This window comes from Nocardia sp. CA-129566 (assembly GCF_050956075.1).
GTDB lineage: Bacteria > Actinomycetota > Actinomycetes > Mycobacteriales > Mycobacteriaceae > Nocardia.
Genome location: NZ_CP192085.1, coordinates 1,320,507 through 1,333,599, shown reverse-complemented (window position 1 = coordinate 1,333,599; position 13,093 = coordinate 1,320,507). Strand labels below are relative to the sequence as shown.

Below are 13,093 nucleotides of genomic sequence, written 5' to 3'. Positions count from 1 at the left end.
GGCCAATTCGATTCCCAGCGGCAGCCAATCGACCGCCGCGCAGATCCGCACCAGATCCTCCCGCTCGCTCGCAGTCACCAACCCCCGCAACCCCGCCCGCTCGGTGAACAGCGCTACCCCGATACCGCGTTCCAGTGGCGCCAACGGATAAACCGACTCGCCCGCAACCCCCAACGCCCGCTGCGATGTGACCAATACGCTGGAATCCACTGCTGCCGTAGCCAATTCGGTAACCGGCCCGATCACATGCTCGGCATTGTCGAGCACGAGCAGGACTCGTCGCTCGACACCATCGCGGCCAGCAGCCGAGTTAGCCGATACCGATGGTGAGGCCGAGCCGTCGACGTCACGCCGTGCACCGGAACCGCCCTCGGCATCCGAGATCGCACGCGAATCGCCCACCGCCGCCGTACTCCCCAGGATGCCTGGGTCATTCGACGCACCAGATCCATGGTGCGTGTCTGCACTGCTGTGCGCACCCGAATCACCGCGGACACCCGAATCGCCCTGCGCACCCGAAACGCTGGCCGCACCCGAAACGCCCTGCGCACCCGAAACGCTCGGCACACTTGGAACGCTGGCCGCTCCCGAATCGCCTGCGCACCCGAAACGCTCGGCACACCCGAAACGCTCGGCACACCCGAAACGCTGCGCGCTTCGGAGTCATCCGTGACGATCGAACTGCCCAGCGCCGCAAGGATTCCTGGCAGCGGATCGTCGGGATCAATGGCGATATCGGAGGTAAGCCCATTCGATTCCAGCACGGCGACAACCGCAGGTAGCACATCCTCGGCCTTGGCCAGCGGAGCGAGTTCGACGAATACCACCGCTCGACCGGAGTTGGCGGCGGCGCGGGCGAGTTCGGCGGCGAGGCGGGACTTTCCGCTGCCCGCGACGCCGACCAGGGTCGTCTGCCCGGGTTCGGCGAGGCGGGCGCCAAGGATGGCGAATTCGCGGCTGCGGCCGACGAAGCTGGTCGACGGAGCGGAGATGACCAGGGCGGGGCGGAGTGCGGGTGCTGTTCCGGTGGACACGGCGTCAGCACCAGGCGGCGCAAATGTCACCTCATCGCTGAACGGCGTAGCAGGCCCGCCGGTACCGAAAGGTGTAGCGACGACGCCAGTGCCGAACGCTCCAACGGCAGGATCACCGCCGAATCGCGCAACAGCCGAGTCGGCACCAACCGAGGAACCAGCCACACCACCGCCGAACCCCGCACCGGCCACACCAGTACCAAACGCTCCAACAGCCGGATCACCGCCGAACCGCGCAGCAGCCGAGTCGGCACCAACCGAGGAACCAGCCACACCACCGCCGAACCCCGCACCGGCCACACCAGTACCAAACGCTCCAACAGCCGGATCACCGCCGAACCGCGCAGCAGCCGAGTCGGCACCAACCGGAGAACCAGCCACACCACCGCCGAACCCCGCACCGGCCACACCAGTGTCAGACGGTGTCGCGGCAGGGTCGGTGCCGATCGGGGCACCGGCCACCCCATCGCCGAACGGAGTAGTGGCCACGCCGGTGCCGGATGCTGTGGCCGGGTCGATGCGGGCCGACGCGGTGGCCGCGGGGTGCAGGGTTGGATCGTGGTCGAGGATGCGCAATTCCAGCCGGGCCGTCTCGGGTGCTGGATCCACGCCCAATTCCTCGGCGAGGGTCCGGCGCAGTCGGGCCAGCCGGTCCAGCGCATCCGCTTGTCGCCCAGTGTGATATAGCGCCAGCGCCAGCAGGCCGGACAGCGGCTCGTGTAGAGGGTGCCGGGCGACCAGACCGGTGAGTTCGGTGACCACCTCACCGGCCGCACCCAGCGAGAGGTTCGCCTCCAGCCCCGCGACCGTCAGTGATAGCCGCCAATCATCAAGGCGCTCACCCTCGGCCGCCGCATACGGCACGGCCCGCAGATCCGCCAGCGAGTGCCCGCGCCACAGTGCCAGCGCCGCCCGTGCGGTCGCCGCGACCGCGGCATGGTCGCCACCGCGGCGCGCACTGTACAGTCGCTGCGCCGCCACCTCTGCTGTCCGCAGATCCGCAGCGGTAGCGGTCGTGTGATATCCGGCGGGCGTGCGCCCGATAACTCCGGCATGCGCCCCCAGCGCCGCCCGCAGTCGTGACACCACCACCCGCAACCGCTGCACCGGCCGCTCGATATCACCACCCCACAGATCCTCGGCCAGCCGCACATCCGGCACCGGCACCCCACCCGCCAATGCCAACCGCACCAACACGGCCCGCTCCAACGGCCGATCGATGGCAACACCGTCTTCGCCTGCCCACACCTGCACTGGGCCCAACACCAGCACATCCACGCAACACAGCATGGCGGCGCCGCGGCACCGCCGCCCAGCCACCGCTCCGACCTGGGGAATCACGTCCACCGGGTATCGGGAATCCCTGACAGTTCTCTACCTGTTGCGGCTTCAGCGTCATGGCTGCGCGGCCCGCTCGGAATCACACCACGAGTGACCGGCGTCGTGCAGGTCGAGGTTCCGCTTCCGCTCACCATCGATCTCGACATGCTGTCCGGACCACGACGTGACAGCAGAGCCGGATCGGCCGAGCCGACCGCGACGATCCCGGACACCGATTGAAACCGCAACTCGGACAAGCATTTCAAAACGGACACAGGTCTGATTCCGGGCGGGCCGCGGTGGGTTCGGCGTGCCAAGCTGTCAGGCGATGCTCACGTATACCCAAGCCATTGTGATCGGCGCATTGCAAGGCATAACCGAACTGTTCCCGATTTCCAGCCTGGGTCATTCCGTTTTGGTGCCCGCATGGCTGGGTGGGTCGTGGAGCGAGCTGGTCACCCAGGGCGATTCCGATTCCGGTACGCCGTATCTCGCCTTCGTGGTCGGACTGCATGTGGCGACGGCGATCGCGCTGCTGGTGTTCTATTGGCGCGACTGGGTCGATATCGTCACCGGCTTTCTCACCACACTGCGCACCCGGCGGATCGAAACCTCGCCCCAGCGCCTGGCCTGGCTCGTAGTCCTGGCGACCGTGCCGGTCGGCATCCTCGGGCTGCTGCTGGAACATCCGCTGCGCACCTTGTTCGCGAAACCCCTTGCGGCGGGTCTGTTCCTGACGCTCAACGGCGTCGTACTGATCACCGGCGAGGTACTGCGCCGCCGCAGCCAGCCGACGCTCGCCGACTACGGCCGCCGCTTCGCCGAGGCAGAGGCGCGGGCCAAGGCCATCGAAGAGGGATATTTCATGGCGACGGCGGAGGAAGCGCCGGCCGGCCTCGGCGATCTGTCGATCAAGGACGCGCTGATCATCGGTGTATCGCAGACCGGTGCACTGTTCGCGGGCATCAGCCGCTCCGGCATGACAATGGTCGGCGGCCTGCTGCGCGGTTTGGACCATGAGGACGCGGCGAAATTCGCCTTCCTGCTCGCCACTCCGGTCATTCTGGCCGCGGGCGTGCTGAAGCTGCCGACGCTGGCCGGTCCCCAGGGCGACGGCATCCTCGGGCAGGTGCTGGTCGGATCGATTGTCGCGGGCGGCGCGGCGTATCTGGCGGTCCGATTCCTGGAGCGCTACTTCAAATCGAATTCACTGCTGCCATTCGCGGTGTACAGCCTCGTCTTCGGCATCGCCTCGGTGGCCCACTTCCTCTGAGCCGAACGACAAAGGCCGCCTTCCCGGAACGGAAGGCGGCCGCTGTGCGAATGCGATGGATCAGGCGGTGACGCTTGCGTTCTCCAGGATCTCGCGCGCCAGTGCGGCGGTCTCGGACGGCGTCTTGCCGACCTTGACACCGGCGGCCTCGAGCGCGTCCTTCTTCGCCTGGGCAGTACCGGCCGAACCGGAGACGATGGCGCCGGCGTGGCCCATGGTCTTGCCCTCTGGGGCGGTGAAGCCCGCCACGTAGCCGACGACCGGCTTGGTGACATTGGCCTTGATGTAGGCCGCGGCCCGCTCCTCGGCGTCGCCGCCGATCTCACCGATCATCACGATCAGCTTGGTCTCCGGATCCTTCTCGAACGCCTCGATGGCGTCGATGTGGGTGGTCCCGATGACCGGGTCGCCGCCGATGCCGATGGCGGTGGAGAAGCCGAAATCACGCAGCTCGTACATCATCTGGTAGGTCAGGGTGCCGGACTTCGACACCAGGCCGACCGGGCCCTTGCCGGTGATGTTGGCCGGGGTGATGCCGACCAGCGACTCGCCGGGGGTGATGATGCCAGGGCAGTTCGGGCCGATGATCCGGGTCTTGTTGCCCTTCTCCACGTTGTAGGCCCACGCGTAGGCGGTGTCCTGCACCGGGATGCCCTCGGTGATGACCACGAGCAGCGGGATCTCCGCGTCGATGGCCTCGATGATGGCGTCCTTCGAGAACTTCGGCGGCACGAACGCGATGGACACGTCGGCGCCGGTCGCCTTGATGGCCTCTTCGACGGTGCCGAAGACCGGCAGCTCGACCGGGTTGCCGTCCTTGTCGGTGTGCGCGACGGTGGTGCCCGCCTTGCGCGCGTTGACACCGCCCACGACCTGGGTGCCGGCCTTCAGCATCAGCGCGGTGTGCTTGGTGCCCTCGCCGCCGGTGATGCCCTGGACGATGACCTTGGAATCCTTGTTGAGGAAGATAGACATTTCCGGTTTCCTTTACTTGGCCGCTGCCAGTTCGGCGGCCTTGTCGGCGCCCTCGTCCATTGTCTGCGCGAGCGTGATCAGCGGGTGCGCGGCATCGACGAGGATCTTGCGGCCCTCGTCGACCTTGTTGCCATCGAGACGGACGACCAGCGGCTTGTTCGCCTCGTCGCCGAGGATCTCCAGCGCCTTCACGATGCCGTTGGCGACCGCGTCACACGCGGTGATACCACCGAAGACGTTCACGAACACGCTCTTGACCTGCGCGTCGCCCAGGATGACGTCCAGACCGGCCGCCATGACCTCAGCCGATGCGCCACCGCCGATGTCGAGGAAGTTGGCGGGCTTGACGCCGCCGTGGTTCTCGCCCGCGTACGCGACGACGTCCAGGGTGGACATGACCAGACCGGCGCCATTGCCGATGATGCCGACCTCACCGTCGAGCTTGACGTAGTTGAGGTCGTTCTCCTTGGCCTTGAGCTCCAGGGGATCGGTCGCGTCCTTGTCCGCGAAGGCCGCATGACCCGGCTGCCGGAACTCGGCGTTCTCGTCGAGGGTCACCTTGCCGTCGAGCGCGAGGATCTCGTTGTCGGGGGTGCGGACCAGCGGGTTGACCTCCACCAGGGTGGCGTCTTCGCCGACGAACACCTCCCAGAGCTTCTGGATGGTGACGGCCGCCGCGTCGAGGACATCGGCGGGCAGGTGGCCCTGCTCGGCGATCGAGCGGGCGAATGCGAGGTCGACACCCTTGACGGCGTCGACGGGCACCTTGGCGAGGCGCTCGGGCTTGGTCGCGGCGACCTCTTCGATCTCCATACCGCCTTCGACCGAGCACATGGCCAGGTAGGTGCGGTTGGAGCGGTCCAGCAGGAAGGAGATGTAGTACTCCTCCGCGATGTCCTTGGCTTCGGCGACAAGGATCTTCTTGGTGATGTGGCCCTTGATATCCAGGCCGATGATGTTCTGCGCGTGCGTGAACGCGTCGTCCGGGGTGGCGGCGAACTTGACGCCACCCGCCTTGCCGCGGCCACCGGCCTTCACCTGGGCCTTGATCATCACCGGCTTGCCGATTTCCGCCGCGATGGCGCGGGCGTCCTCGGCCGTGTCCGTGACGCGGCCCTCGGACGAAGGCACTCCGTGCTTAACGAAGAGCTCCTTCGCCTGATATTCGAAGAGATCCATGTACTCACCGTCTCGTCTGCGTTGTGATGACAACGTCTTTGTTGGCGGCCCGACGTCGGAAGCGGGTCGGGTCGGACTTTAACCAGTCACATGGAGGGCCAAACGGCCACGTTCATCCTAAGTGGCGCAGGTCACGGGGTGCCGCCCAGGGCGGGAAAATGCCTGGCCAAGGCTACTCGCGAGTAGGTTGCTGACGGCGCGGCAGGTAGAGCCGCCGAACCGGTTGACCGACGGCCCTCTACTACGTTTCGTCGTCGCCGAGGCTCACCCGGGTGCCCCTATCGCAGTGAGATATTCCGGTGCGTTACCGTGATCAATCTCACATGTTTGGATTGATCGCACGTAGCGCTTGCGGAGCTCGCAATCGTTTCGTTACCGTCATTGCGGTCGATGTCACAACACGGTCACGACTAGGAGGACGGCAAGCTTGACGCAGCAGAGCACTCCGCAGATGGAGAGCCGTTCCATAACGCCTCATGGCAGGCAGTTCGACACCGTGATCTCGCACTGGATGATGTGGCACCACCGATGAACCATCGCTCGACCTTCGCTTCCGATAATCGCGCTCGCTCCGGACATCGTTATCGCTCCGACGACGATGAGGCATATGGCGGGCACTCCAGTGCGGCGGTAGATCCGTTCGGTACCGCTTCGCAGGGCTCCGGTCACAGGTACGCCGCGCCTGCCGCAGCGGCCGGTTACGAGCACGATGACAACTCCTGGGGCGCGAACGATTCGTGGTCGCAGGGTGATTCGTGGTCGCAGGCCGAGCAGCAGCAGTCCGACTCGTGGGCGCAGTCGCAGTCCTGGACGCAAGCCGACTCTTGGTCCGACGGCGGCGCGTGGGCGTCCGAGGATTCCTGGACGCCGGAGGGTGACAATTCCTGGGCCCCCGACTCCGAGGCGTCTTGGACGCCGGAGGCGGACGGATCCTGGGATGCCGATGAATCCTGGGATGGCGAGGACTCCGCTTGGGATTCCGAGGATCCGGAATCTCCGACCGGTCCCACCGTCATTCCGGCCCGTCGCTCGAACCGTGGTAGCGGTGGCGCGCATCGGATGCCCGCACCGCCCGCCTCGCTCAAGGGCCGCGCCGCGGTCGTCGCCGTCGCCGCCGGTGCGGTAGTCGCCGCCGGACAGGCCGCCTTCGCCTCGCCCGAACAGCCCTCGCAGGCCGTCGATTACGAGGCCGCGGGCCAGATCCACGAGATCGCCGCGCAGTCGGTCAGCGTGACCGACCCCAACTCTTCGCCGGATTCGCCGCAGGTGCTCAATGTCTCGGCCCCGAACAATCTCGGGCAGTTCGGCGACATGCTGCAAAAGGGCCAGAAGTTCGCCGATGATATGGCGGCACAGGAGGCCTCCAAGCTGCGCCCGCTGTTCACCAAGTTCGCCGCGGGCAACTTCACCTCCGGCTTCGGCGCCCGCTGGGGCGTACAGCACCTCGGCGTCGATATCGCGGGCCCGATCGGCACTCCGATCTACGCCGTCGCCGACGCCACCGTGATCGAAGCGGGACCGGCCTCGGGCTTCGGCATGTGGGTCCGGCTGCTGCACGATGACGGCACCGTCACCATCTACGGACATATCGACACCGCCACCGTGTCGCAGGGACAGCGCGTCCTGGCCGGCGACCAGATCGCCACCATCGGCAACCGCGGTTTCTCGACCGGCCCGCACTGCCATTTCGAAGTCTGGTTGAACGGTGTCGACAAGGTCGACCCGTTGCCGTGGCTGGCGACGCGGGGCATCAGCTTGGGTCAGCAGCGGGACTGAGCGTTTCGGCCTTCCGGAGTCGGATAGGTTTCGCGGTCGGATCGGCCGAGACCGGGCCATTTGTCGTGGCAGGTCGAATGGCGGTTCGAGTTGCTGGCCTCCATACGTCCGGCCGCGACGGGTTGCTGGTCGCAGAGCCGACTTGAGCTTCGGACGCCATGGCGCCAAATTCCGAGTGCGGCAATGAGATTCATCGGAAATGCTTGCGAGGCCGCAATCGATTCGTTACCGTCTATGGACCGATTCCCCCGCAGGAATCGCGACCGGAGGATAACGCTCTAGATGCTCGTTGCGAACACCCTGAATGCCGCACCTACTACCCGAAGACCAGCAACTTTCGAACTTTCCTGGCATGCAGGACATTTCGGACGTCGCCCCGGCATGCTGCGGTCGCATCGATGAGTCGCGAACGCCCAACCGGTTCCAATAGGCAAGGCCGCCCGATACAGCACTATCTAGATAATTCCTGGCAATCTTCCGACCACCCCCATAGCGCCGAACCTTGGCACCTGAGTGATCCGTGGTCGCAGTCGCCTTCGCCGTACAGGGGTTCCTGGGATTACGACGCGGACCAGAACCATCTAGCGGACCAGTGGTACAGCGCGGACCGGAGCGACGACGCAGGCCACAGGTTCGGCACCGTCCAGCAGTTCCGCACAAGTCCGGGGTACAGCGCGGACCAAAGCTACCGCGCAAGCCAGACCTATAACTCGAACCAGTGGTACAGGGCGGGCTCGCACTACAACGCGGATGAAAACTACGACGCGGACATGAGCTTCGGCTCAGGGCAGGACTACGACACCGACCAGAGCCACCACACGGGCCTCAGCTACCACGCAAACCAGAACTACAACGCGGATCTGGACTACGGCGCATACCAGCAATTCGCCACACCGACATACAGCACGGACCCACGCCACGATGCGGGCCAGAACTACGAGGCTGGCCAGCGATCCGGCTGGGGTCCGGGGCATGACGCGAGTCCGGGGTTCGATCACGACGAAGGCTTTGACGAAGGCCGAGTCAGTGACTACAGCCAGTGGCGCGGCGGGGAGCTGAGCTACGCCGAGGGGTATGACCGCGGGTGGGGATTCGATGACGGTCGCGTTGATGATTCAGACGCGAATTACGGTGCGGCCCAGAGTCACCATGTCGCATGGAACTGCGACGATGCTCGGAACAGCGGAGTTGTCGGAAGTGCCGAGTATCCGCAGAGCGCCGAGCCCGGGATGCTGCGGGACGAGTGGAGCACTCGATCCGGCGGTAGCGGCAGTGCGCGCGATGTCGGGCGGTGGCCGACGGCTGATCGGGCAGACAGTCACGACGGCTCGCAGCGGCTGGGTGGGCGCAAGAGGCGTGGGGGTGCGCATCGGGTGCCTGCGCCGCCCAAGGCGTTGCGGGGGCGGGTGGCGGTTGTCGCGGTGGCGGCCGGGGCGATTGTGGCGGCGGGGCAGAATTTGGCGGCGGAGACCGAGCAGGGACCGCAGACGGGTGAATTGCAGGCGGTTGGTCAGCAGCGGGCGTTGGAGCCGATGAATGGTGAGCTTGCGGGCGCACCGGAACTTCTCGATCTCGCTGCGCCTACCGATCTCGGACAGTTCTCCGACGTGCTGGAGAACGGCAGCAAGTTCGCGCAGGATCTGGCGGCGGAGGCGGAGGCGAATTTGCGGCCGCTGTTCACCAAGTTCGCCTCGGGCGCCTTCACTTCCGGGTACGGCCAGCGCTGGGGTGTGCTGCATCCCGGGGTCGACGTCGCGGCGCCCATCGGCACGCCGATCTACGCGGTCGAGGACGGCACTGTCATCGATGCGGGACCCGCCGCCGGATTCGGGATGTGGGTGCGGGTGCGCGGCGACGACGGCACCGTCACCGTGTACGGCCACATCAATACCGCCCTGGTCTCGGTGGGCGAGCACGTCCTCGCGGGTGACGAAATCGCCACGGTCGGCAATCGCGGCGAATCCACCGGCCCGCACTGCCATTTCGAAGTCTGGCTCAACGGCACCGACCGCATAGACCCTGTCCCCTGGCTCGCCACCCGCGGCATCAGCCTCGGTACCGAACGCGACTGACCGCATCGACCCACTGATCGCGGAGGAGATTTCGCCCCTCGGGATCTACACCCCTGAAGCCCCACGACGCCGTGACCGAGGTGCTACCTCGATCACGCCAAGCGATGCGCATCCCCAGCAGTGGCTACGGTGCGGCGGCGATTGCCAGGCCGATCAAGGCTACGACCTTGGCCACCTCCAAGCCGATGTACCAGTAGTGGGCGCGTGAGCGCGGTAGGTCCGCACCGGCCAGCACACGGTCCGAGCGGCGGGTCAGCAGTGGCCGGACGATGAGGAGTTGGACGGCGAGAATCGCGGCGGCGACGCCTAGCCAGATCCGAACAGCGCCGCTGGGGGCGACCACCAGGGTCGCCGCGATCAGCAGGACGACAAGGACGCTCTCCGCGATATTCAGTGCCCGGAACACCAGCCGTCCGATGCCGAGGCCGAGCGGCTTGGTGATCCCCGGTGCCCGGAACTTCAGCGGCGCTTCCAGGAACGAGATGGCCAGCACCATGCCGAGCCACAGCATCGGCAGGAACCACAGCAGGTGTTGCGCGACGGCTTGCATATCGCGCACGCTACCGATGCCGACCCTGAGTAGATCAGGGCCAATGGCCCCTATTCCGAGAGCCGGTCAGAGTTTGACCAAGGTGCGGCTGTATTGCGGGATGAGCCGGATTTTGCCTGCGGTGCCGAAGTCGATGGTGACCGTGGCCAGGGGGCCGAAGCCTTCGGCGGCGACCACGCGGCCCAGGCCGTATTTGTCATCGCTGACTCGGTCGCCAACGGCCAGTACGAGATTGGCGTTGTTGCGAGCTGCGCCGCCGGGGGCGGGGCGGCGCGGGGCGCGGTCGCTGACGCCCGGGCGCTGCTGGTTCCAGCCGTCGCGGGTCCAGTCGTGTTCCAGGCCGTCGTCGTCGCCGCGGCGGCGGATGCCGCGCGTCAACGGCGAGCCCTTGGGCTCCAACCGCTTCCAGTCGATGAGGTGGGCCGGGATCTCCTGCAGGAAGCGCGATTCCGGATTCGAGACCGGCTGGCCCCAGCCGGAGCGGACTACCGCGCGGCTGAGGTAGAGCCGCTGCCTGGCCCGGGTGATGCCGACGTAGGCGAGGCGGCGTTCCTCGGCCAGTTCGGTCGGATCGCCGAGCGCGCGCATATGCGGGAACTGGCCGTCCTCCCAACCGGTGACGAAGACGACCGGGAATTCCAGCCCCTTGGCGGTGTGCAGCGTCATCATCGTGACCACACCGGTGCCCTCATCGGGCAACTGGTCACTATCGGCCACCAGCGAGACCCGTTCCAGGAAGGCGGCCAGCGAACCCGGGTCGGGCTCGCCCTCGGCGACCTCGGGGACCAAGCCCTCCTGCCGGGCAGCCTCCGCGTTGTTGTACGCCTCGGAGCTGAACTCCCGTGCGACGCTGACCAATTCGTTCAGATTGTCGAGCCGTGCGCCGTCCTGCGGATCATCGGAGCCCTCCAGCTCGGCTCGGTAGCCGGTGCGGTCGAGCACCGCCTCGACCATATTGCCGAGATCCGGAAAGTCCTGATCGGCCTGCGCACCGGCCGCCCTGATCTCCTCCAGCAGATCGAGGAATCCGGCGATGGCGCGCTGCGCACGGGTATTCAGCAGCGCCACTTTGCCATCGGCGGCATCGCGCAGTGCCTCGGCGAAACCGATCCCCCGCTGTTCGGCGTGCACCGCGACACAGGCCTCGGCTCGATCGCCGATACCCCGGCGCGGGGTATTGAGGATGCGGCGCAGGCTCACCGTATCTTCGGGATTGTCGAGCATCCGCAGGTACGCGACGATATCGCGCACCTCCTTGCGCTCGTAGAAGCGCACGCCGCCGACCACCTTGTACGGCAGCCCCATCCGAATGAAGATCTCTTCCAGCGCGCGGGAGTTGTTGTTGGTGCGGTAGAACACCGCGACATCGCTGTAGTTCGCATCGCCCGCGTCCACCAGCCGGTCGATCTCCCTGGCCACGAACGACGCCTCGTCGTGCTCATTGTCGGCGACGTAGCCGGTGATCAGATCGCCCTCACCGGAATCGGTCCACAGCCGCTTGTCCCGACGGTTCTCATTGCGCGATATCACCGCATTGGCGGCGGAGAGGATGTGCTGGGTGGAGCGATAGTTCTGTTCCAGCAGAATGGTTTCGGCATCCGGGAAGTCGCGCTCGAATTCCTCGATATTGCGGATCGTCGCGCCACGGAAGGCGTAGATGGACTGGTCGGCATCACCCACGACACACAGTTCGCTCGGCGCGACCGCATCCTCGGACCGGTCCTCGGCGTGATGTCCGACCAGCTCGCGGACCAGGATGTACTGGGCGTGGTTGGTGTCCTGGTACTCGTCGACCAGCACATGCCGGAACCGACGCCGGTAATACTCGGCGACCTGTGGATGGTGCTGCAGCAGCGCCACCGTCTCGCCGATCAGATCATCGAAGTCGAGCGCGTTCGCCGAACGCAACCGGCGCTGATATTCGGTGTACACGCGGGCGACGAGTGCGGGCAGTTCGGTGTCGTCGGTTTCGGCGTCGGCGATGGCCTGTTCCGGGCCGATGAGTTCGTTCTTCAAATTCGAGATGGCGGTGGCCAGCAGGCGCGCCGAATACTTCTTGACGTCGATATCGAAGTCGCGGCTGATCATGGTGAGCAGTCGCCGGGAATCGTCGGCGTCGTAGATGGAGAAATTCGAATTCAGGCCGGGCACCAGGGCCGCCTGCATGCGCAGGATGCGGACGCAACTCGAATGGAAGGTCGAGACCCACATGTTGTTCGCGCGCGGTCCGACCAGGCCACCGACCCGCTCGCGCATTTCGGCGGCGGCCTTGTTCGTGAAGGTGATGGCCAGCACCTGACCGGGCGTCACACCGCGGGCGGCGAGCAAATAGGCGATGCGCCTGGTCAATACCGCGGTCTTGCCCGAACCCGCGCCCGCGACGATCAGCAGCGGCGACCCGGTGTGCACGACCGCCGCGCGCTGCTGCGGATTGAGGCCATCGAGCAGTCGCTCGGCTTCCTCCGCGCGGCGCTGTTCGCGTTCGGCGCGGCGCTTTTCTTGTTCGACACGGTGCTTGTCCTCGATGACACGCCGTGCCGGGTCATCGTCGGCCGGTTCCGGCGTCCCCGCCGCAGTCGGCACGGCAGCGTCACCCAACTCCTCGGCACGAGCAGTGTCGACCTGCGGTTTCCGGGTTGGGTCCTGATGCCGAGTCAGCCCGGCCTGCGTCTTGGGAGCCACCGTGATGTCCATCGCCCATCCACGCTACCGGCGGGCACCGACAGAGATGAAGTCCCCGTCGACATCGGTGTCGATTCGGCGGCGGTGCGGCGAACGGCCGATGAACTGCCCCCGGTCAGCATGGCCGCCGCTACCCCGGCTGCCTTCTCACCAGATTCGCAAAACGAAGTGTTTTGCATTGCTTCGGGCCCGTGGCAGACTGGCGGCATGATCTGCGCGACCGTGATGCACC

9 protein-coding genes are annotated in these 13,093 nt (G+C 66.3%); 4 read left to right on the top strand and 5 right to left on the bottom strand.

Annotation, left to right across the window (positions count from 1 at the left end):
- Positions 1 to 242: 242 nt before the first annotated feature.
- Positions 243 to 2,312 (bottom strand): BTAD domain-containing putative transcriptional regulator, encoded by a 2,070-nt coding sequence (locus ACQP0C_RS06010; protein ID WP_433731326.1) that lies wholly within the window; start codon positions 2,310 to 2,312, stop codon positions 243 to 245.
- Between the two features lie 153 nt (positions 2,313 to 2,465).
- Here ACQP0C_RS06010 and ACQP0C_RS06005 point away from each other — a divergent pair, with 153 nt between their 5' ends.
- Together ACQP0C_RS06005 and ACQP0C_RS06000 are read left to right on the top strand one after the other, a co-directional pair.
- Positions 2,466 to 2,594, top strand: coding sequence for a hypothetical protein (locus ACQP0C_RS06005; RefSeq protein WP_433731324.1), 129 nt, complete (start codon positions 2,466 to 2,468; stop codon positions 2,592 to 2,594).
- An 88-nt stretch (positions 2,595 to 2,682) separates the two neighbouring features.
- On the top strand, positions 2,683 to 3,627 hold the full coding sequence (locus ACQP0C_RS06000; protein ID WP_433731322.1) for an undecaprenyl-diphosphate phosphatase: 945 nt from the start codon (positions 2,683 to 2,685) through the stop codon (positions 3,625 to 3,627).
- A 60-nt stretch (positions 3,628 to 3,687) separates the two neighbouring features.
- Here ACQP0C_RS06000 and sucD read toward each other — a convergent pair whose 3' ends face one another.
- Complete coding sequence (gene sucD / locus ACQP0C_RS05995) at positions 3,688 to 4,602, bottom strand: succinate--CoA ligase subunit alpha (protein WP_433731320.1); 915 nt, start codon at positions 4,600 to 4,602, stop codon at positions 3,688 to 3,690.
- Positions 4,603 to 4,614: 12 nt separating this feature from the next.
- On the bottom strand, positions 4,615 to 5,781 hold the full coding sequence (gene sucC / locus ACQP0C_RS05990) for an ADP-forming succinate--CoA ligase subunit beta (RefSeq protein ID WP_433731318.1): 1,167 nt from the start codon (positions 5,779 to 5,781) through the stop codon (positions 4,615 to 4,617).
- Between the two features lie 528 nt (positions 5,782 to 6,309).
- Between sucC and ACQP0C_RS05985 the strand changes: the two genes are divergently transcribed.
- Both ACQP0C_RS05985 and ACQP0C_RS05980 read left to right on the top strand, forming a co-directional pair.
- Positions 6,310 to 7,557 (top strand): peptidoglycan DD-metalloendopeptidase family protein, encoded by a 1,248-nt coding sequence (locus ACQP0C_RS05985; protein ID WP_433731316.1) that lies wholly within the window; start codon positions 6,310 to 6,312, stop codon positions 7,555 to 7,557.
- Between the two features lie 770 nt (positions 7,558 to 8,327).
- Positions 8,328 to 9,629: a M23 family metallopeptidase gene (locus ACQP0C_RS05980; protein WP_433731314.1), complete on the top strand. Its 1,302-nt coding sequence runs from the start codon at positions 8,328 to 8,330 to the stop codon at positions 9,627 to 9,629.
- A 124-nt stretch (positions 9,630 to 9,753) separates the two neighbouring features.
- Here ACQP0C_RS05980 and ACQP0C_RS05975 read toward each other — a convergent pair whose 3' ends face one another.
- Both ACQP0C_RS05975 and pcrA read right to left on the bottom strand, forming a co-directional pair.
- The gene (locus tag ACQP0C_RS05975) at positions 9,754 to 10,179 is read right to left on the bottom strand and encodes a hypothetical protein (protein ID WP_433731312.1); all 426 of its coding nucleotides are present in this window, start codon (positions 10,177 to 10,179) and stop codon (positions 9,754 to 9,756) included.
- A gap of 66 nt (positions 10,180 to 10,245) precedes the next feature.
- On the bottom strand, positions 10,246 to 12,873 hold the full coding sequence (gene pcrA, locus ACQP0C_RS05970) for a DNA helicase PcrA (RefSeq protein WP_433731310.1): 2,628 nt from the start codon (positions 12,871 to 12,873) through the stop codon (positions 10,246 to 10,248).
- Positions 12,874 to 13,093: the final 220 nt, after the last annotated feature.